Source organism: Streptomyces liliiviolaceus (genome assembly GCF_018070025.1).
Taxonomy (GTDB): domain Bacteria; phylum Actinomycetota; class Actinomycetes; order Streptomycetales; family Streptomycetaceae; genus Streptomyces; species Streptomyces liliiviolaceus.
Window position 1 is genome coordinate 1043593 of the sequence record NZ_JAGPYQ010000001.1, and the last position, 19868, is coordinate 1063460.

Here is a 19868-nt window from a genome sequence, read left to right on the forward strand (position 1 = left end):
CGGGGGAATGCAATGGGAGTAGGCACAAGCCTTCGAGGAGGGACCCATGGCCGATTCCCCCACCACGCCCGACCCGACCCAGGAACGCGAGACGCAGCAGCCAGTCGAGATCAAGAGCCTGCCGCTCTTCGGCGCCTGCGGCTGCGGCTCGGGCTGCGGATGCGGGTGCCAGTCCGGCAATCCCTGTCAGTGCGGCTGAGGCGTCTGCGGCGTCACCCGTGAACGCGGAAGGGCCCCGCTTCAGGTGCGGGGCCCTTCCGTTCGTTCATCGGTTCATGCGCCGGCGGGCGGCGGCTACCGATTGGTGGTGCGCACCGCGTCCAGGTTCGGCTGCGGGGCCGCGGTACCGGTCGCCCGCTGCGCGGTGTCGCTCACCGCGCCGGGGGCTGCCGAGCGCGCGGTCGCCTGCGCCGGGGTGACACCGTCGTAGTACGGCCGGTACTCCACCAGCGAGCTGCCCGCGCTGATCGCGGAGCCCGCCGCGGTCAGCTCGGCCGCGGAGACCGAGCCGGTGCCGCCGAAGGCGATGACGGAGTTGACGCCGGCCGCCTGCTGACGCAGATAGGTGGCGCTCGTCTCCGACAGGGTCGTCTCGTCGGTCCACAGGACCGGGCCGTAGTGGAGCATGCCGGTGCTCGCGGAGACCCCGCCGCGCCAGCTGTCCGTCCAGGCCAGGCCGACCTGGAACGGGGAGCTCCACCAGAACCGCGCCAGCTCGGCCGACGTACCGTCGTGGCCGCTGCCGCTGATCGGGTAGTACGAGTAGGTGTCGGGCCAGTTGGAGAAGGACGTGTGCGTGAGCGCGTACTTCGCCGAGGTGCCGACCGGGACGACCATGGTCCGGTCGGGGTCGATCGAGTTGAGGTACGACTTCACCGACGACGACAGGGTGTTGCCCTGGTTGAGGACGACCGTGCCCTTGCCGCCCGCGCCCAGGGCACCCGCCGCAGCGGAGGCCGCGATCGCCGAGTGGTAGTCGGTGCCGGTGGCGATGAACACGTACTCCGGAGAGCTCGTGACGGCCTTGGCGACCGCCACGGAGGTGGAGTAGCGCGAGGTGCCGGACAGCCGCTTCGGGGTGAAGCCGAGCGAGCTGACCTTGGTCGCGACCGCGCTGGACAGGATGTCCGTGCCGCCGACCAGGTAGACCGTGGCGCCGGGCTTCAGCGCGCGCTTCAGCTCGTTCTGGACACCGGCCGACACCGAGGTCTTCGACGTCATCAGCAGGGGGCCCAGTTTCTGGCCGGCGAGGGTCTGCCCTGTCAGGGCGTAGGACGGGCTGTCCTTGCTGATGAGGACGGCGGTCTTCGCGTCGATCAGACCGGGCTCGCTCTGGCCCGTCGTGTTCCAGGTCCAGCGGGACGCGGCGACGTTCGTGGCGTACGAGTCGGCGCCCCAGACCCGGCCCACGCCCTGGCTGCGCAGCGGCTGCCAGGCGGGGTCGAGGACCGATGACGTACCCGGCGGGAGCGCCACCTTGGTGATGTCGCCGGTGGCGACGTCGACGATGCGCGGAATGGCCACGTCCTCGTCGGTGCCGTTGGTGACGACGATCCGGGTGCCGGTGGGCGACCAGGCCGGGGCGTACGCGGCGTCGGTGAAGGTGAGCTGGCGCTCGCCGGTGCCGTCGGTGTTGACGACGAAGAGCCGGCTCAGGCCGTCCGCCTCACGGACGAAGGCGACCTGGGTGCCGTCGGGCGAGATCGCGGGGTTGGTGCCGGAGTCGGCGAGCTTCGTGAAGCCGCCGGTGGCGTTCTCCCAGAGCCAGATGGCCGAGCCGGTCGGTGATCCGCAGGTGTCGCCGGTGCGGACGAAGGCGACCAGGCCGTTGATCGACGCGCTGGGCTGACGGTCGCAGCCGTCCTCCGCGGTGGAGAACAGCGGCTGGGCGTAACGGGAGCCGTCCGAGGACGCGTACCGGAGGCGACCGCCGCCGGAGTACACGACCGTCTGCCCCGAGCCCAGGAACGTCGGGTGGCCGACGCTGGTCATCGAGCCCTGCTCCTGGATCTTGACCAGGGTGGAACCGGTGTAGCGGCGGGTCTCGACCCGGTTGTCCTTCACGTACGCGACCCGGCTGCCGTCGGGCGACCAGGCAGGCTGGCGGGCCTCGGCGAGGAAGTCGGTGTACGTGCTGCTGCCGGGTTCCTGCGTCTGCATGACGTTACGGGCGCCGTTGACGAACGTCAGCTTGCCGTCGGCGGCCTGCCAGGTGACGGGTTCCACCGCGACCGCGCCGGGCGTGGCGGTCGCCATGCCCGCGGCCACGGCGACGACGGTGCCCAGTGCCGCGAGCACGCGGCGTCTGTGAATCTTCATGTGCCCCCACAAGAATGCCGAAAGATTGCGATCCCGAAGGCGCTGCCGGAAGCGGCGCCAAGGGTGCTGAAAAGGGCTGCCGTTCGCCTCCCCGACGTGGAACGGACACTTCACGTTCTCCACGACAGCTGGGTCACTGTAGCGGCACACATGATCGGAAAGGAACAGCTTTGAACGACCGTTGCGAGGACGGGCGTCCCGTTCTCTTCCTCGACATCGACGGCCCGCTCATCCCGTTCGGCCCGTCGGCCGGCGGAGGCTCCCCTGCTCCCCCTCCTCCGGGGAACCCACTGCTCGGACGGCTCGACCCCACCGTCGGGCCACGCCTCCTGGCGCTGGGATGCGACCTGGTGTGGGCGACGACCTGGTTGGACGACGCGAACGAGGTGGTCGCTCCACGGATCGGGCTGCCGGTACTGCCGGTACTGAGGTGGCCGGACACGTCCGCCGACGAGGGTCCGCGCGGCCTGCACTGGAAGACCCGGCACATCCTCGACCGGGCCGGCCGCCGCCCGTTCATCTGGGTCGACGACGAGATCGGCGCCATGGACCGCCTCTGGGTCGACGCACAGCGCCGGGAGCCGTCGTTGCTTCACCGCGTCGACCCGGGCGTGGGCCTGGTCGACGACGATTTCGCGGTGCTCGCGGAGTGGCTTCGTAGCGTGGGGCACCAGGGAGTGTCCTAGCGTTGAGGCCATGATCGTATGGCTCAACGGCACCCATGGCGCGGGCAAGACGACGACCAGCGCGCTCGTGCGGCAACTGATTCCGGATGCGCGGGTGTTCGACGCGGAGAAGGTCGGCGAGACGCTCATGGACATCACGCCGGGGCTGCCCGGCCCCGGGGCGGACAACTTCCAGCACTGGCCGCCGTGGCGACCGCTCGTCGTCGAGACCGCGCGGCGGGTACTGGACTACGCCGGGGGCGTTCTGGTGATGCCCATGACCGTGCTGGTGGAGCAGTACTGGCGCGAGATCAGCACGGGCCTCGCGCAACACGCCATTCCTGTACGGCACTTCGTGCTCCACGCCGACCAGGACACCCTGCGCGGACGCATCGCGGGCGACACCGTTCTCGGCCCCGACTCCCCGTTCCGCCTCGCACACCTTGAGCCCTACGCGGAGGCGGCCCGCACCTGGCTGCACGCCGAGGCCGAGGTCGTCGACACGACGCACCTCACGCCGGCGGAAGCGGCTGCGCGGATCGCGGAGGCGGTCAAGAACTGAGACGCGCCTGCGTCCTCCGCGCTCCGGCCGCGCTACGGCTGGGCTGGCTTCTGAGCACGGTCCTCGCCGGGATCGTGGTCGTCGGAGGCTGGGCAGCCCGGCAGTACAAGAACACGAACGCCGCTGACCACCAGCACCTCGCCCCCTCCTCCTCCCCCACCCCCGCTGTCTCCGCGGCCTGCTACCAGTCCCGCCAGTCATCCGTGATCTCGGTACGGTCGATGCCTCGCCGCGCCGCCAGGGCAGGGACGTCGATGCCGTGTTCGGTCAGGGTCTGATCGATGTACAGGCACAACTCCTCCCGCTCCTGGGTCTCGTAACCGGCGCCGCCGTGCTCCTCGTTGATGTCGTTCAGCGCCAGAACGACGTGCTTGATCGCTTCGAAGACCCGCTCGCCGTCACTGTCCTCATCACCGTCCTTGCGCAGCCCCCGCACAGCGGACTCGAACGCGCCCAGCGCCTTCTCCGTCGCGGACAGCAGCGATTCGGGGAAGAGCTGGGACATGAAGGCATCGCTCGGGTCACGCGCCCCGGAGGCAAGCTCCCTTGCCTCGCCGTCGACACGCGCCCGCCAGGATGTGGATGGTCTGATGGCCATGCCCAGGACGGTAGCCCCCGGCACTGACACACCCGTTTTCGCACGGCTGTCGAGTCGCACCGAGGGGGTAGTACTACGGCCGACGGCCGGCGCCGAGGGTCGGAACGGGCTGTACGGGGTGGCTGCCACCGGAGCCGTGACGTGCGGCCAGCAGGCGCTTGCGGTGGCTTCTGCGGCGGAGGGCGGTGACGAGAGCGATCGCGGCGCCGACGGCGATTCCGAGCATCGGGAGGAGGAGGGCCAGCAGCAGCCAGGCTCCGAAGGTGACGAACCCTCCGGGGTCCCCGATGGCGTACTGGGACGGCCCCTTGGAGGTGCAGGTGACCGTGTACTCGCCTGCCCGCGACACGTCGATGGCGCGCAGGGGGTTCCAGGTCTCATCGCGGGTGAGGAACACGTCGATCCCCGGATCGGTGAGACGGGGCTCGCCCGGACCGCTGATCCCGCACTTCTGGTCGGCGGACGGTCCCCGCTCCTCGATCCAGATCGCCTTCTCGTGCTCCGGATCGAGCCGCAGCGTGACGGAGTCCCCGTCGGCGAACTGGTTGCCCGTGTCCACCGCGTCGACCACGTTCTTGAACCGGTACACACCGACGACCATGCCCAGCACGATCAGAACGACGGCGATCGCGGCCGCAACCGCATACCAGCGACGTCCGGGGCGAAGCTCGTCCGCCGATATCCGCGGCGACGGGGAGGGCTGCATCGCCACACCTTAGATCGCCTGGGCAAGGGCCGGCCGAGGAGCCGCCGCAGCGGGCGGACTTCGGCGCTCCGACCTCGGCGACGACTCCGCCGCCGCCTGACCCGCCGCAGCGCGGTGGGCGGATGCGCTCAGGGCAGGACGGGCCGCTCAGGAGGCGCGATGTCGGAGGCTGCGGGCCGCGACGGCATGGGCACCCCACATGCCTTCCCCAACGCGTCGAACACGATCCCCGCTCCCTCGGGGACCTCCCCCGCACTCAGCGTCATCTCCCAGCCGTTCTTCACCATGTGCCAGCCCAGGCCACCGTCTTCGGACGGTATCCGCTCCAGGTGTCCCCAGCCCCGTGCTTTCAGCACGGCCAACACCGAGTCCACGGCCGCACGCTTCGGCGCGTCCTCGGTCATCAAGACCCCCACCACGCGGCACGGATTGCCCAGCTTGCTCATGTCGGGGAAACTCAGCCGTCCGTTCCCCGCGTCCTCGACCGCAGACCGGACATCCCCCTGTACGGCATCGACGGTCAGCTCGTCCTCGGCCGCCTTCTCCGCCGTGCGCGCAGTCGTCGTCGCCCGCTCACCTGCTGCGCCGGCGCTGTCACCGCCGCCACAACCTGTCAGCGCCGTCATCACCGCTATCGCGGCCACGGCCACGGCCACCCCACGCATGTGTCCTGCCTTCGCGTTGTTTCGTGTGCCGTGGAGTGTCACACACAAACGACCACACGAACGCCGCAGGTCAGGCGGCAGAAACCCATGACGCATCAGGCCGTGCCGCAGACTCCGCGCTCCGACTCATGCCCGCCCGACAACTCCCGGTCACGCCAAGGGCGGCCGCTCGCCTCGGAAGACGCTGCGGCACCTGCGGCCCCCAGGCCATGAAAATGCCTCCCATCCGCGCCGTATGCGCAGGTGGGAGGCATGATCAGGAAAGCTACTTCTTCTTGCCCTGGTTCTTGACAGCCTCGATCGCCGCCGCGGCCGCCGCCGGGTCCAGGTATGTGCCGCCCGGGGTCACCGGCTTGAAGGACGCGTCCAGTTCGTACGCGAGCGGGATGCCCGTCGGGATGTTCAGGCCCGCGATGTCCGCGTCCGAGACTCCGTCGAGGTGCTTGACGAGGGCGCGCAGCGAGTTGCCGTGGGCCGCGACCAGGACCGTGCGGCCGGCCAGGAGGTCCGGGACGATGCCGTCGTACCAGTAGGGGAGCATGCGGACGACGACGTCCTTCAGGCACTCCGTGCGCGGGCGCAGCTCCGGCGGGATCGTCGCGTAGCGCGGGTCGTCCGACTGCGAGAACTCCGTGCCGTCCTCAAGCGGGGGCGGCGGCGTGTCGTACGAGCGGCGCCACAGCATGAACTGCTCCTCGCCGAACTCCGCGAGGGTCTGCGCCTTGTCCTTGCCCTGCAGTGCGCCGTAGTGCCGCTCGTTCAGGCGCCAGCTGCGGTGGACCGGGATCCAGTGGCGGTCCGCCGATTCGAGGGAGAGCTGCGCCGTGCGGATCGCGCGCTTCTGGAGCGAGGTGTGGACGACGTCGGGCAGCAGGCCGGCGTCCTTGAGCAGCTCACCGCCGCGTACTGCCTCCTTCTCGCCCTTCTCGTTGAGGTTGACGTCCACCCAGCCGGTGAACAGGTTCTTCGCGTTCCATTCGCTCTCGCCGTGGCGGAGGAGGATCAGCTTGTACGGTGCGTCGGCCATGGCCCCGAGCGTAATCGAAGCCCCCGATCGGCCGCTCGCCCGCCCGGCACCCGGACACCCGCACCCGCCCCGCCCCAGCCCACCCCCGATACTTGACGACTTCTGTTAATTGAGTGGCAGCCGCCCGGCCCGCCCTCGTAATTTGTGCTCGCCGTACGCACCACTTACATGAGCCGCGCTCGTCGGAAGCGCTCATCAGACCTGGGAGTCCCCATGCCGTTCACGTCCCTGAGCGTGAGACGTGCCGCCCGCGAGACCCTCTCCGGGCTCCCCCGTGAGTTCTGGTGGCTGTGGACCAGCACGCTCGTCAACCGGCTCGGCGCCTTCGTCGCCACCTTCATGGCCCTGTACCTGACGCTGGACCGCGGCTACTCCGCCTCGTACGCCGGACTCGTCGCCTCGCTCCACGGGCTCGGCGGGGTGATCTCCTCGCTCGGCGCCGGTGTGATGACGGACCGGCTCGGGCGGCGGCCCACGCTGCTCATCGCCCAGTCGTCCACGGCCGTCTCCGTCGCGCTGCTCGGCTTCATGCGGGACCCGGTGGCGATCGCGGCCGTCGCCTTCCTCGTCGGCATGGCCAGCAACGCCTCCCGTCCCGCCGTGCAGGCGATGATGGGCGACATCGTCAGGCCCGAGGACCGGGTGCGGGCCTTCTCGCTCAACTACTGGGCGATCAACCTGGGCTTCGCCGTCTCGTCCACGGCGGCCGGTTTCATCGCGGAGGTCAGTTACCTCGCGGGCTTCCTCGTCGAGGCCGGGATGACGATGGTCTGCGCGATCGTCATCTTCGTGAAGCTGCCCGAGTCGCGGCCCGCGCCGACCGCCAAGACGGCCGACGAGCCCGCGGTCGGTCTGGGGACGGTGCTGCGTGACGGGCGTTTCATGAGCGTCGTCGGGCTGTCCTTCCTCGTCGCGCTCATCTTCCAGCAGGGGTATGTGGGCCTGCCGGTGGCGATGGGGCAGGCCGGATTCACGCCCGCCGACTACGGCCTGGTGATCGCGATCAACGGTGTCCTCATCGTCGTGCTGCAGCTCCCCGTCACCCGTCTCATCCAGCACCAGGACCCGAAACAGCTCCTCGTCGTGTCGTCCCTCCTCGCCGGGTACGGGTTCGGGCTCACCGCCTTCGCGGGCTCGGTCGGCGTCTTCGCGCTCACGATCTGCGTCTGGACCCTCGCCGAGATCGTCAACGCGCCCACCCAGACCGGCCTCGTCGTCCGCCTCTCCCCCGTCCACGGCCGCGGCCGCTACCAGGGCATGTACACGACGTCCTGGTCCGTCGCCGCGCTCGTCGCACCCCTGATGTCCGGTGTCGTCATCGACCGGTACGGGGCCGAGTGGCTCTGGGGCGTGTGCGCGATCGTCGGCACGGTGGCGGGGGTGGGGTACGGGGTGCTCATGCGCGGGCTCCCGGACGAGGAGCCCGTAGCCACCGAATCACCCCGACCTGAGGCCCGGTCCGAGGCTCGACCCGTGGCCCGGTCCAAGGCTCGACCCGAGCCCCTGTCCGAGCCCCTGTCCGAGCCCCTGCCGCTCCCCCAGTCGCCGGTCCAGTCGCCGGTCCAGTTGCCGGCCCAGCCCCGGCCCGCTGCCGAAAAGCCCGAGGTCAGCGCCGGCTAGCGCCCCGTGGCAACGCGCAGCACCGCCGCACCTCAGTGGTGCATCCGCGCCCCCTTCACCACCTTGTCCACCGCGTTGCGGGGGCCGTACACCGCGAGGCCGACCAGGTCGAGGTCCGCGGTGGGTACGGCCCGTACCGCCGCCCGGTTGTCGCGGTCGTTGCCCGTGGTGAACAGGTCCGCGGTGAACAGCGCGCGGGGCAGGGCGCGGGACAGTGCCTTGCCGTGGGCCGCCTTCAGCGTCTCCTTCGTCCCCTCGAAGACGAGGACCGGCTGGCGGAACATGGGCAGGTAGCCGACGCCGTCGGCGTCCTCGTACGGCTCGCCGACCACCTCGGGGACCGCCGGGCCCAGGCCGCTGACCAGGAACGCGGTCACGTTCAGCCGCTGCCACGGCTCCAGGTCCTCGCGCAGCAGGACGGCGATCTTGGTGTCGAAACGGACGGGGGCCGGCGCGGGGTCCGGGGTGTGTCCAGAGGCGTGTTCACGGGCGTGTTCAGGGGCGTGTTCAGGGGTCTGGCTGCTCTCACTGCTCATGCTTCGAGACTGCCGAGCCGCGTACGCACCCGTCTTGTACGTTGTTTGCATGGTGGTCCGGCGTGAGGTCTCCGCCTGGCGCCCCAGCGTGCCGGGTGTCGTGGAGGTCTTCCACGCCCACTTCACGGAGTACGCGTATCCGATGCACGTGCACGACGCGTGGACCCTGCTGCTCGTCGACGCGGGCGCGGTGCGCTACGACCTCGACCGGCACGAGCACGGCACCCCGGACGGCACGGTCTCGCTGCTCCCGCCGCACGTGCCGCACAACGGGTCGCCGATCACCGAGGACGGTTTCCGCAAGCGGGTCCTGTACCTGGATCTCAGCCGTCTCGACGAGACGTACATCGGACCGGCCGTGGACACCCCCGACTTCCTCGATCCGGTGCTGCGCCGGCGGGTCGGGCAGCTGCACACGGCCCTCGCCCGGCCCGGTGACGAGCTGGAGGCGGAGAGCAGGCTGACCCTGATCGGCGAGCGGTTGCGCGGCCATCTGCGGCCCGCGCTCGTCAGGGACGGCCGGGGCGCCGACCACCCGCTCGCACACCGGCTCCGCGAGCTGCTCGACGAACGCCTCCTGGAGGGCGTCACCCTCCAGGAGGCCGCCGGGCTCGTGCACGCGCACCCCGCCCATCTGGTGCGGGCGTTCAGCGGCGCGTACGGGATACCGCCCCACCAGTACCTGATGTCACGCCGGGTGGAGCGGGCCCGGCGGCTGCTGCTGGCGGGCCGGGCACCCGGCGAGGTGGCCGCCGAGACCGGCTTCTACGACCAGTCCCACCTCAGCCGCCACTTCAAGCGGCTGGTCGGAGTGGCACCCGGCCGCTACCGCGACAGCTCGCGCTGAAAGTCACCCCGTGACCCCCACGCGCTGAAGATCACGCTGAGCGTCGTACAGGTTCCGCGGGCGTACCGCGTCCGTCGTCCCGTACAGCTCCAGGCGGGAGTGCAGCGGCCCGGTGAAGTCGGGTACGTCGATCTGGTCGAACTCCGTCACCTCGTTGATGCCGACCGTCGCGCTGTACGGGGCCAGGCCGTCGATCCTCATCAGGCCGGCGCGGCCGTTGGTGACGCGGATGTTCCAGTGGGTGAAGCGGGCGCCGAAGAGGGGGCCCGCGCTCGCGTCCCCGCCGTGGCGGCCGTCGTTGACGACCGTGATGTCGGTACGGACGTTCGCGAAGGGCATCCCGCGGTGCGAGTCGAAGGTGCCCATGCGCATGTCCCCGCGCGACCAGACGTTGTACGAGGACAGCCCCTCCACGTTGATGCCGTGGAGCTGGGTGTTCGCGGGGGCGGGTGTCGTGCGTTCCTCGATGGTGAAGCGGTCGACGAGGTTGTCGTGCGATCCCTCGCGGCAGAAGTACGGGTGGTGCGAGCCGCGTCCCGCGACCCGGGTGTTGCGCAGGGTGCAGGCGGAGGCGGCGACCAGCCCGAAGCCGTTGTCCATGTGGCGTACGACGATGTCGTCGGCCCAGCAGTCGTACGCGCACTGGAAGGTGACGCCGTTGTAGCCCTTGTCCAGCAGATGCGGGGCCTGCGGGGTCTCGACGGCCTCCAGGGTGAGGCCCTCCACCCCGGATCCGGTCAGCGCCTTCACATGGGTGGTCAGACGCGGGTCCCACTCCGGGCGGACGTCGAGCGGAAGGGGCCGCTCCAGGGTGACCTGCCTGCCCCGTAGGCGCGTGATCCGCACGGGCCATTCGTACGGGACGTAGCTGGTCAATTTTGTCTTGTCGTCCCAGACGTAGGCCTCCGGGCCGGCGCCGTCGCCCGCCATGTGCTCCAGGAGGGTGTGGGCGGGGTCGTCCGCGAGGCGGAGGAGGACCAGGTCTCCGGGGGCGAGCCTGCCCGGGTCCGCGACGGTCACCGTCCAGGAGCCCCGGCGGGCCGGTGCGACCGTGGTCAGCGTCCGCCACTCGTCCCGTTTGTTGCCCGTCCAGCCCTCGAAGGGCCACTCCTTGGCCCGGACGGCGTCCGTCAGGGTGGTGAAGCGGTCCGTGGGGCAGAGCCAGACGAGGCCGCCCGCCCAGGACCAGGACGACTTGTCGCCGCCGTAACGCGACCCGTAGGCACCGATCAACTCGGTGAGGTTCCGGGTCGCGCGGAGTGCCGTACGGGTGCTGCCGGCGCCGCGCAGGACGACGTTCGAGTGGCCGATGTGGATCAGGCCGTCGAGGCGGTAGGTGCCGGGCGGGATGAGTACCGTGCCACCGCCGGCCCTTCCGGCAGCGGCGATGGCACGGTTGATCGCGGGTGCGGAGTCGGCCGAACCGTCCGCCGTGGCGCCGTACGCGCGGACATCGGCGACGACGGCGGCGCCTGGGCGGCGGGGGAAGTGCGCCGTCCCGGCGCGTTGGCCGGCTCTGCCGATGTACGGGATCTGCGGGTGCACGTAGGGAGTTCGGGTGAACTCCCGCCAGAGTTCGGGCACCTCCGGACGCGGAGTCGCTGCCGACGCCTGCGCCCCGGCCGCCGTGCCGGTCACGGCGGCCGCCGCCACGGCTGTCGCGCCGCCGAGCAGGGCCCGTCTGGTGAGGGCTCCGGTGAGGCCTCCGGTGAAGGCTCCGGTGAGGGCCCGCTGGGTGTCCTGCGCGCCACGGTCGCTCATGCCCGAACCGCCTTCCAAGGATGGGGATTCCATGGATGTGAACAACGTTCAGATGTGCGTTGGCGGTGAGCATGACATGGCATCCGCACGGCGGGAAAGAGTCGTGCAGCGGTTGATTGGTACGGACTACCGACTCAGCCAGTCGGACGCTGAGTCAGGTGGCTGAACGCGTCCAGATTGCGGGTGGACTCGCCGCGCGACACCCGCCAGGCGTACTCCTTGCGGATCGCGGACGCGAAACCGAGCTCCAGGAGGGTGTTGAAACTGCCGTCGGCGGCCTCCAGGACCGCACCGAGCAGCCGGTCGACCTCGTCGGCGGTGACCGCGGCCAGCGGCAGCTTGCCCGCCACGTAGATGTCACCGAGCGGGTCGACGGCGTACCCCACTCCGTAGAGCTTGAGGTTGCGCTCCAGGAGCCAGCGGTGCACCCCGCCCTCGTTCTCGTCCGGGTGCCGGATGACGAAGGCGTTCAGCGAGAGGGAGTGTCCGCCGACGATCAGCGAGACGGTCGTCGACAGCTTCCTGGTGCCGGGGAGCTTCACCACGAAGTGGCCGGACTCCGGGCTCTCCCACTCCAGTTCGGCGTCCTTGAGGAACTCCTCGACGGTCCCCGCCGCCCGCTCCGCAGCCATCGTGTCAGCCATGGTGGGAGCGTACGTGACGGCGGTGCTCGTTCATCGCCGCCGTGTAGACGTCGGCCGTGGCCGCCGCCGCCGTGTCCCAGCCGAAGGACTGCGCATGCCAGGCGGCCGCCGCGCCCATCCGGTCCGGGAGCGCCCGGTTGTCGGCGAAATCGCGCAGCACGCGCGCGTAGTCGACGGGATCGTGGCCGGAGACGAGAAAGCCCGTCTCCTTGTGGCGGACCGCGACCGGCAGACCGCCCACCGCGGCGGCGAGCACCGGGGTGCCGGCCGCCTGCGCCTCTATGGCGACGAGTCCGAACGACTCGCTGTAGGAGGGCATCACCAGCACGGACGCGGCCCGGAACCAGTCCGCGAGCTGCTCCTGGTCGACCGGCGGCCGGAAGCACACCACGTCGGCGATGCCCAGCCGGGCGGCGAGCTTCTGCAGCCCCTCGGGCTTGGCGAGACCGCTGCCGCTCGGGCCGCCCACCACCGGGACGACGATGTTCGCGCGCAGGTCGGGGCGCTCATCCAGGAGGACGGCGACCGCCCGCAGCAGCACGTCGGGCGCCTTCAGGGGCTGGATGCGGCCCGCGAAGAGCGGTATGAGGGCGTCCTGCGGGAGGCCGAGCCGCGCGCGGGCGGCGGCGCGTCCGTCGGCCGGGCGGAAACGGTCGAGGTTCACGCCCGGGTGGACGACCGCGACCTTGCCCTGCTCGGCCTCGTAGTGCCGGACGAGTTCGTCGGCCTCTTCCGCGGTGTTGGCGATGAGCCGGTCGGCGGCGCGGACGATCTGGGTCTCACCGATGACACGGGCGGCGGGCTCGGGGGTGTCGTCGTCGGCCAGGGCGGCGTTCTTGACCTTCGCCATGGTGTGCATGGCGTGCACGAGGGGGGCACCCCAGCGCTCGGCGGCCAGCCAGCCGACCTGCCCGGAGAGCCAGTAGTGCGAGTGGACGAGGTCGTAGTAGCCGGGACGGTGGCCGGCCCAGGCCTGCATCACCCCGTGCGTGAAGGCGCACAGCTGGGCGGGCAGATCCTCCTTGGCGAGGCCTTCGTAGGGGCCCGCGTCGACATGCCGGACCAGGACGCCGGGCGCCAGCTCCACCTTGGGCGGCAGGGCCCCGGTGGTCGCGCGCGTGAAGATCTCGACCTCGATGTTGATCGCGGCGAGGCGCTGGGCCAGCTCCACGATGTACACGTTCATGCCGCCCGCGTCGCCCGTGCCCGGCTGGTGCAGCGGTGAGGTGTGCACGGAGAGCATCGCCACGCGGCGTGGCCTGCGATGCAGACGAAGCCTCGTCGAGGCCGCCGGCGAGCGGCGCCCGAGCCTGCTCACGTACTGGCTCACGTGGCCTTCCTCCTTCTACGGACGTGCTGCGGGTGCGCTGCGGACGTACTGCGGACGCGCTGCGGGCATGCCTGTGGCGGGGCGTGGAACGCCCTTCAAGTCCTGAACGCCGGAAGAGTCTGCTCCATTTCCTCTTTGCCGAATCATTGCCATGGGTCGCTCAACCGTTCGAGGGGCTGTTGCGTAGACGAGGCGCAAGCGAGCGGTGATGCGCCGGGCGGCCGTCGGCCGGCTCGCGCTCTTTCAGCCCGTCCGGCGTTTGAGGACGAGGCCGTTCAGGCCGACAGCGGGGGCCCGGGGGCGGCAGCCCCCGCGAGGCCCGCACCGACCCGGAGTTCCCACCAGCGCGCCGCTTACCCTTGACCCCATGAACGCCCGCGCAGCGAAACCCGTGGGGACGGTGACGCGCGGGACCACCAACCCGAACCGCCTGCGCCGCATGGACCGCTGGATCGCCGCCACCCACGGCGCCGCACTGCGCCACGCCGACGACCCCGTGGCGGTCGACCTCGGCTACGGCGCGGCCCCGTGGACCGCGGTCGAGCTGCTCCAGCGCCTGCGTACCGCCGCTCCCCGCGCGCGCGTGGTGGGCGTCGAGATCGACCCGGCCCGGGTCGCCGCCGCAAAACCGTACGAACGCGACGGTCTCCGGTTCCGGCACGGCGGCTTCGAGATCCCGCTGCCCGTCCGGCCGACGCTGATCCGCGCGGCGAACGTCCTGCGGCAGTACGAGGAGGCCGAGGTCGCCGCGGTGTGGGCCCGGCTGTGCGCACGCCTGGCGCCGGCGGACGCCGGCTCGCGCGGCGGGCTCCTAGTCGAGGGCACGTGCGACGAGATCGGCCGTCGGCACGTGTGGGTCGCGCTCGGCCCCGAGGGTCCGCGGACCGTCACGTTCGCCACCCGTCTCGGCTCCCTGGAGCGTCCGTCCGACCTCGCCGAACGCCTCCCCAAGGCCCTCATCCACCGCAATGTCCCGGGTGAGCCGGTGCACGCCTTCCTGCGCGACTTCGACCGCGCATGGGCATCGGCGGCGCCGTACGCCTCGTACGGCGCCCGGCAGCGCTGGATCCGGGCGGTCCGCGATCTGACGGCCGACTGGCCGGTCGTGGACGGGGTGGCGCGGTGGCGGCAGGGCGAAGTGACCGTGCGGTGGGACGCGTTGGCGCCGGGCGCGTAGGAACGGGACGCCCCCGGCAGCCCTCTGACGTGGTGGGAACGATCTCGGTGAGTCATTCGTCACATTGGTGGGGAACGCGAAGGAGATCACCACCGAGTGGGCAGTGAGGGGGAAGGAAGGGGCGGAAGGGAAGCGGGAGTTCTTGCCCGCCTCTGTCATATTCCGCGCCGACATGGCACGATCCCCGGGGCGTTCCTAAGTTACTGACGGTAAATCAGTTTTGGGGGTCGGTTCATGGTGACCGGTGTGCGGAGCGTGACCACGACGGCCATGGCCCTGGCCTGCGCGGCAGTCATCCTGGCCGCGCCGGGGGTGGCCTACGCGGCCCCGACGCCGCCGCCCGGCCCGACACCGACCCGGACGCCGAGCCCGAGCGCGAGTCCGACACCCGTGAGCACCGCGGACCTTGAAGCGGTCCGCGTGAAGCTGGAGGGGCTGTACCACGACGCGTCGGTCGCCACGGACGCGTACAACCTCGCCGAGGAGCGGACCGAGAAGCAGTCCACGCAGATCGTCGCGCTCGCCCGCGAGATCGTCGAGGGCAAGGCCCGGCTGGTCGAGCTGAAGAAGCGCGTGGGCGCCGCCGCCCGCGCCCAGTACCGCGTCGGCGGGCTGCCGGACCAGGCCCAGTTGATGCTCAGCGACGACCCGGAGGCCTTCCTGGACGGTGCGGGCCGGATCCGCCAGGGCGCCCAGGCGACCAAGGGCCTGCTCGCCGAGATGCGGCGCACCCAGCAGGACTTGGAGCAGTACGCGCGCGACGCGGCGGCCCAGTGGACGAAGCTTGAGGCCAACCGCGAGGCGAAGGCCGAGGCCAAGAAGAAGATCAAGAAGCAGATCGCCGCCGCCGAGAAGCTTGAGTCCCAGCTGGAGAAGGACGAGAAGGAGCGCCTGGCGAAGCTGGAGCAGCAGGCGGCGTACGAGGCGCAGACGACCTGGCTGGACTCCGGCATCCTCGACGAGATCAGCGGCAAGGCCTCCGCCCAGGGCAAGAAGGCCGTGGAGTACGCGACGGCACAGATCGGCAAGCCGTACGAGTGGGGCGCCGAGGGGCCGAAGACGTTCGACTGCTCCGGGCTCACCTCACAGGCGTGGGCCGCCGCCGGACAGGCGATCCCCCGCACCTCGCAGGAGCAGTGGAAGCAGCTCGACCGCGTCGCCGTCGAGGCCATGCGCCCCGGCGACCTCATCATCTACAACTCCGACGCCAGCCATGTCGCGATGTACATCGGCGACGGCGCGATGATCCACGCACCGCGCCCCGGTCGTACGGTGACGATCGCGGGGGCGGGCTCGATGCCGATACTCGGAGTGGTCCGCCCGGGCAAGTGAGGCCCGGGGTCCGGAGTCCGGGGTCAGGGATCCGGGGTCAGGGATCCGGGGTCAGGGATCCGGGGTCAGGGATCCGTACGGGGGCGCGCGTCCGCCCGACGCGCCGCCCGGCCGCGGGCACGCCGCCCGCCACCTCGGTGCACCCGATGTCCCATGCGTCCCGTGCGGCGACACTTGTCGCTTCTGTGCGGCGCCCCGGTCCGCCCGGCGCCGCTTTCACCGCTGCGGCCTGCCTCGGTGACCTGCCCCAGAGACTTGCCCCAGTGACCTGCCGCACGTGATACGCGGCACGTTCGGAGCCGGCGCTAAACCGGTGGGGCGTGATGTACGTCATCCCGTACAAGCGCACATCCTGCCCAATTGCGGTACAGGATGCGGCATATGACGGCGGCCGTTTTCCGTGCGCGTGGGCTGCCGCCATTCCTATGTGACGGCGCCTGACGCTATGGTCCCCGTCGGTGGATCGAGATCCCTCGACGCACCGTGCCCTCGGGGGGAGGGAAGGAACCCAAGACGATGCCCGTACCCGTACCGCGGCAGAGAGCGATCCCCGCCGTGGAAGGTGGACAGGCTCACGCCGCGTCTCCATCCGGCGGACCGGCACAGGCCGCGCCCGCGCTCGGCGCCCTGTCCGGCCAGGAGCCGTCCTCGACGAGGCACGGCACCTCAGGCGACGCCTCCCACGGCGTCACCGCCGACACCGCCGACAACGACGACGCCCATGACAGCGGTGCCGCGGGCGGCACCGCCCCGCTGACGCTGCTCGTGATCGAGGACGATCCGGCCGGCGCGCTGACCGTGCCCGAACTGCGGGACGCGGCCGGCCGCCAGATCCGGGTCCGTACCGCCCGCAACCTCACCGAGGCCGAGCGGCTGCTCACCGACGACGTCCAGTGCGTCCTGCTCGACCTCACGCTGCGGACGCCCGGCCCCGCGACCACGTCCGAGGGGGCGGCGGAGGCGGAGGCGGACGACGAGCTGGCCACGCTCAGGCATGTGCTGCGGCTCGCGCCCCGGCACGCCGTCCTCGCGCTGACCCCGGCGGAGGACACCGAGCGCGGCGCGGAAGCCGTACGCGTCGGCGCCCAGGACTATCTCTTCCGCGACGAGCTGGACAGCCGGCTGCTGAGCCGCGCGGTCCGCTACGCGGTGGAGCGCAAACGGTCCGACCGGGCCGAACGACGGCTGACCGAGTCCAAGCTGCGCGCGCAGGAGAACGCACGCCTTGAGCGCGGTCTGCTGCCCACACCGCTCCTGGAGGGCTCCTCGCTGCGGTTCGCCGCGCGCTACCGGCCCGGCCGCTCGCGCGCGCTGCTCGGCGGCGACTTCTACGACACGGTCCGCACCCCCGACGGCACCGTCCACGCGATGATCGGCGACGTCTGCGGCCACGGCCCCGACGAGGCCGCGCTCGGGGTGGAGCTGCGGATCGCCTGGCGTGCGCTGACCCTGGCGGGCCTGTGCGGCGACCGGCTGCTGTCGACGCTCCAGCAGGTGCTGGAGCACGAGCGCGACAGCGACGAGATCTTCGCGACGCTCTGCACGGTGGACATCGCGCCGGACGGCCGCCGCGCGGGCCTGTGCCTGGCGGGCCATCCCGCCCCGCTGATCTCGCGTCCGGCCCGCTCCCGGGCCCTGGTGGGCGCCGACGGGGGCGGCGACGCGGGCGCCGACGCCGGAGTGCCTCCCGTCGCCGAGCTGCTGCCGTACGAGAACGGCGGCCCCGCGCTCGGTCTGCTGCCGAACGCGCGGTGGCCGCGCCAGCAGGTGGAGCTGGGCGGCGAGTGGAGTCTGATGCTCTACACGGACGGGCTGATCGAGGGCCGCACCGGCGAGGGCAGGGAGCGGCTCGGCCAGGACGGGATGGTGGACATGGTCCGCCGCCAGCTGGCCGAGGGGCTGCGGGGCGAGGAACTGCTGCGGGCCGCGGTGAACGAGGTGCGGGACCTCAACGGCGGGGAGCTGACGGACGACGTGGCGGTGCTGCTGCTGGACCGCGTGGCGTAAGCCCGCGGTTGCGCTGCCGCTACTCGTGAGCCCTCGCGGCCGGCGGATTCATGGAGCGTGCGGCGCCGTGATGGAGCGTGCGGCGCCGTGGGGGCTGGTCGCGCAGTTCCCCGCGCCCCTGAAAAGCCGGGGCTGCGCCCCGGCTTTTCGCACCGGACCCGCACGCTCAGTACACGCCGCTCCAGGCAACGGCTCAGCGGCCGCCGTTGTACGGCCCGTACGGCCCGTCGCTGCTGCTGCCGCCCCGGCGGCCACCCCGGCCGCCCGAGACCTGCTGGAGCGCGGGTCGGACGTCCACGAAGAAGACGATCGTGGCGACGAGGAACGCGATCTGCAGGAAGAGCATCGGCACCAGCAGGTTCACGGCCACGGCGAGACCGAGCAGGATCAGCCAGAACATCTTGGTCTGCTTGTTCGCGGCGCGGTAGGCGTCGTCGCGGGCCAGCCCGGCCATGACCAGCGCCACCACCGCGAGCACCAGCATGGCGGTGTAGATCAGCCACATGAGGCCGCCGAATGCCGTCAGGAGCACTTTGCCCACCACCCGTGTCTAGTCCGTCGTGCTGTCGCGGTCACCGTACCCGCAGAACGGGCCGGGAACTCCGATAGTGCCCGGAGCGCCCGACCCGTTCTCTTCGCGTACGCGCTCTTTGCGTGCACGCTCCTTCTGTCCGCGTACATGTACGTGTACGCGCCCGCCGTCCTACTTCGCGGGCGGCGTCGACTTCTTGGCCGCGGTGGTCTTGCGGGCGGCCGGGGCCTTCTTCGCGGGCGCCTTCTTGGCCTGGGCGGGCGCGGTCTTGGCCTCGGCGGGCGTCGCGATCGTGCCCTCGGCCGGCTCGGGGTTCGGCTCGACGGCGATCGCCAGCTCCTCGATCTCCTCGGCCGCCTCGCCGCGCCAGGTCTTCACGGTCTGCTCGCCGTGCTCGGCGACCTTCTCGTACGTCTCGCGCGCCTTCACGGCGTACTCGGCGGCGACGCCGACACCGCGCAGGGCGAAGTCCTGAGCCGTCTCACCGATCTTCTTCAGGTCGGTGTCCAGGGTGCTGATGAAGCCGTTCACCCGGGTCTGAAGGGTCTCCTGCGCCTCCTTGGCGCGGGCGGTGGCCTTCTCCTGGACGGCGTTCGGGTCGATACCCCGCACGGCGTCGATACGGGCCGGCGCCTCGGCGCGCAGCTGCTCGACGAGGCCCGGCACCTTCTTGGCCTGCTGGAGGGCCAGGTCGGCCGTACCGGCGGCGAAGTAGAGCGGGGTCGGGTCGCTGAGGGTCTTGCGGAGGTCGTCGGTGATGGCCATGGTGATGGTCCTCCCGGAATCGCTGAAGCGTGGAGCGTGAGGGTGTGGTCTGTCTGTCGCTACTCCGTGGCCGACGGCCGGCCGGCCCGAACGGGACCGTGCCGGGACGTGCCGTGCCCGGTCGTGGTGCCGGGCCCGGTCAGCTCGCGGAGGACTGCTGGTCGTGCTGATCGTGCTGGTCATGCGGGTGTCGCGGGTCGTGCGGGTCGTTCTCTGCGGCATCGCTGCCGTCGGCCGTGCGGGCCCTGTCAACGACGGTGTCCCCGCCATCCGTTACGCGCGTGACGGCGGATACGTCCGACACGTTCGCCATGTCCGACGCGTCCGGCACGCCTTCCGCGTCCGGCACGCCCTCGACCGCCTTGATCTCGAACCCGTTCTCCTTGCGGAAGGACTCGTAGATCTGGAGCAGCACCTGCTTCTGCCGCTCGGTGAGCGTCGGGTCGGCGAGGAGGACCGCACGCGTCTCCACCTCGTCCCGGTCGCGCTCGGCGTCGAGGATCCCGGCGCGGACGTACAACGTCTCGGCGGAGATCCGCAGGGCCTTGGCGACCTGCTGCAACACCTCCGCGCTCGGCTTGCGCAGCCCGCGCTCGATCTGGCTCAGATACGGATTGGACACCCCGGCGGCCTCGGCGAGCTGCCGCAGACTCAGCTGCGCGTTGCGCCGCTGGTCCCGCAGATACTCACCAAGATTGCCGACGTTGAGCGATGCCATGCCCCTACCCTGCACCACCCGCGCTAACTATTGCAAGCACATGCTTGCAAAAGTGCG

20 protein-coding genes are annotated in these 19868 nt (G+C 71.1%); 8 read left to right on the plus strand and 12 right to left on the minus strand.

The genetic code is table 11. The features are described from left to right. The first annotated feature begins 46 nt into the window (after positions 1 to 46). Positions 47 to 199: a hypothetical protein gene (locus J8N05_RS04490; protein WP_188113919.1), complete on the plus strand. Its 153-nt coding sequence runs from the start codon at positions 47 to 49 to the stop codon at positions 197 to 199. 95 nt (positions 200 to 294) lie between these two features. Here J8N05_RS04490 and J8N05_RS04495 read toward each other — a convergent pair whose 3' ends face one another. Next, entirely contained in the window at positions 295 to 2319 is a 2025-nt protein-coding gene (locus tag J8N05_RS04495; protein WP_210881175.1) for a cell wall-binding repeat-containing protein, read from the minus strand. A 170-nt stretch (positions 2320 to 2489) separates the two neighbouring features. Between J8N05_RS04495 and J8N05_RS04500 the strand changes: the two genes are divergently transcribed. Next, a complete protein-coding gene (locus J8N05_RS04500) occupies positions 2490 to 3005 on the plus strand; it encodes an HAD domain-containing protein (RefSeq protein ID WP_247706144.1) in 516 nt (171 codons plus the stop codon). Between the two features lie 10 nt (positions 3006 to 3015). Then, on the plus strand, positions 3016 to 3546 hold the full coding sequence (locus J8N05_RS04505; protein WP_210881177.1) for a P-loop NTPase family protein: 531 nt from the start codon (positions 3016 to 3018) through the stop codon (positions 3544 to 3546). A 181-nt stretch (positions 3547 to 3727) separates the two neighbouring features. Here J8N05_RS04505 and J8N05_RS04510 read toward each other — a convergent pair whose 3' ends face one another. The 4 genes from J8N05_RS04510 to J8N05_RS04525 form a co-directional block, all read right to left on the minus strand. Beyond that, positions 3728 to 4144 (minus strand): hypothetical protein, encoded by a 417-nt coding sequence (locus J8N05_RS04510; RefSeq protein WP_210881178.1) that lies wholly within the window; start codon positions 4142 to 4144, stop codon positions 3728 to 3730. Positions 4145 to 4217: 73 nt separating this feature from the next. Continuing rightward, on the minus strand, positions 4218 to 4850 hold the full coding sequence (locus J8N05_RS04515; protein WP_210881179.1) for a hypothetical protein: 633 nt from the start codon (positions 4848 to 4850) through the stop codon (positions 4218 to 4220). Between the two features lie 128 nt (positions 4851 to 4978). Then, a complete protein-coding gene (locus J8N05_RS04520) occupies positions 4979 to 5515 on the minus strand; it encodes a hypothetical protein (RefSeq protein WP_210881180.1) in 537 nt (178 codons plus the stop codon). A gap of 265 nt (positions 5516 to 5780) precedes the next feature. Continuing rightward, positions 5781 to 6542 carry a phosphoglyceromutase gene (locus J8N05_RS04525; protein ID WP_210881181.1) on the minus strand — a complete coding sequence of 254 codons (762 nt, stop codon included), beginning with the start codon at positions 6540 to 6542 and terminating at the stop codon, positions 5781 to 5783. A gap of 213 nt (positions 6543 to 6755) precedes the next feature. Between J8N05_RS04525 and J8N05_RS04530 the strand changes: the two genes are divergently transcribed. Next, positions 6756 to 8162 (plus strand): MDR family MFS transporter, encoded by a 1407-nt coding sequence (locus J8N05_RS04530; RefSeq protein ID WP_210881182.1) that lies wholly within the window; start codon positions 6756 to 6758, stop codon positions 8160 to 8162. 32 nt (positions 8163 to 8194) lie between these two features. Here J8N05_RS04530 and J8N05_RS04535 read toward each other — a convergent pair whose 3' ends face one another. Next, complete coding sequence (locus J8N05_RS04535; RefSeq protein ID WP_247706145.1) at positions 8195 to 8698, minus strand: DUF2000 domain-containing protein; 504 nt, start codon at positions 8696 to 8698, stop codon at positions 8195 to 8197. Between the two features lie 49 nt (positions 8699 to 8747). Here J8N05_RS04535 and J8N05_RS04540 point away from each other — a divergent pair, with 49 nt between their 5' ends. After that, positions 8748 to 9545: a helix-turn-helix transcriptional regulator gene (locus J8N05_RS04540; protein ID WP_210881184.1), complete on the plus strand. Its 798-nt coding sequence runs from the start codon at positions 8748 to 8750 to the stop codon at positions 9543 to 9545. A gap of 3 nt (positions 9546 to 9548) precedes the next feature. Here the strand turns inward: J8N05_RS04540 and J8N05_RS04545 are convergent, their stop codons facing one another. The 3 genes from J8N05_RS04545 to mshA all read right to left on the minus strand — a co-directional run bounded on the left by J8N05_RS04545 (position 9549) and on the right by mshA (position 13280). Beyond that, a complete protein-coding gene (locus J8N05_RS04545; RefSeq protein ID WP_210881185.1) occupies positions 9549 to 11306 on the minus strand; it encodes a glycosyl hydrolase family 28-related protein in 1758 nt (585 codons plus the stop codon). 134 nt (positions 11307 to 11440) lie between these two features. After that, positions 11441 to 11950, minus strand: a complete 510-nt coding sequence (locus J8N05_RS04550; protein WP_210881186.1) for a type III secretion system chaperone family protein — start codon at positions 11948 to 11950, stop codon at positions 11441 to 11443. Next, positions 11943 to 13280, minus strand: a complete 1338-nt coding sequence (gene mshA, locus J8N05_RS04555) for a D-inositol-3-phosphate glycosyltransferase (protein ID WP_210881187.1) — start codon at positions 13278 to 13280, stop codon at positions 11943 to 11945. The genes J8N05_RS04550 and mshA overlap by 8 nt, the downstream gene beginning before the upstream one ends. A gap of 367 nt (positions 13281 to 13647) precedes the next feature. Here mshA and J8N05_RS04560 point away from each other — a divergent pair, with 367 nt between their 5' ends. The 3 genes from J8N05_RS04560 (at position 13648) to J8N05_RS04570 (ending at position 17796) form a co-directional block, all read left to right on the plus strand. Further along, positions 13648 to 14457 carry a class I SAM-dependent methyltransferase gene (locus J8N05_RS04560; protein WP_210881188.1) on the plus strand — a complete coding sequence of 270 codons (810 nt, stop codon included), beginning with the start codon at positions 13648 to 13650 and terminating at the stop codon, positions 14455 to 14457. 234 nt (positions 14458 to 14691) lie between these two features. Beyond that, the gene (locus J8N05_RS04565; protein ID WP_210881189.1) at positions 14692 to 15789 is read left to right on the plus strand and encodes a C40 family peptidase; all 1098 of its coding nucleotides are present in this window, start codon (positions 14692 to 14694) and stop codon (positions 15787 to 15789) included. A 516-nt stretch (positions 15790 to 16305) separates the two neighbouring features. Next, positions 16306 to 17796, plus strand: a complete 1491-nt coding sequence (locus J8N05_RS04570) for a PP2C family protein-serine/threonine phosphatase (protein ID WP_210881190.1) — start codon at positions 16306 to 16308, stop codon at positions 17794 to 17796. 193 nt (positions 17797 to 17989) lie between these two features. Here the strand turns inward: J8N05_RS04570 and J8N05_RS04575 are convergent, their stop codons facing one another. The 3 genes from J8N05_RS04575 to J8N05_RS04585 all read right to left on the minus strand — a co-directional run bounded on the left by J8N05_RS04575 (position 17990) and on the right by J8N05_RS04585 (position 19811). Continuing rightward, positions 17990 to 18328 carry a DUF2516 family protein gene (locus tag J8N05_RS04575; RefSeq protein WP_210890017.1) on the minus strand — a complete coding sequence of 113 codons (339 nt, stop codon included), beginning with the start codon at positions 18326 to 18328 and terminating at the stop codon, positions 17990 to 17992. Positions 18329 to 18499: 171 nt separating this feature from the next. Beyond that, entirely contained in the window at positions 18500 to 19093 is a 594-nt protein-coding gene (locus tag J8N05_RS04580; protein WP_210881191.1) for a hypothetical protein, read from the minus strand. Between the two features lie 139 nt (positions 19094 to 19232). Continuing rightward, positions 19233 to 19811: a helix-turn-helix domain-containing protein gene (locus tag J8N05_RS04585; RefSeq protein WP_210881192.1), complete on the minus strand. Its 579-nt coding sequence runs from the start codon at positions 19809 to 19811 to the stop codon at positions 19233 to 19235. Positions 19812 to 19868: the final 57 nt, after the last annotated feature.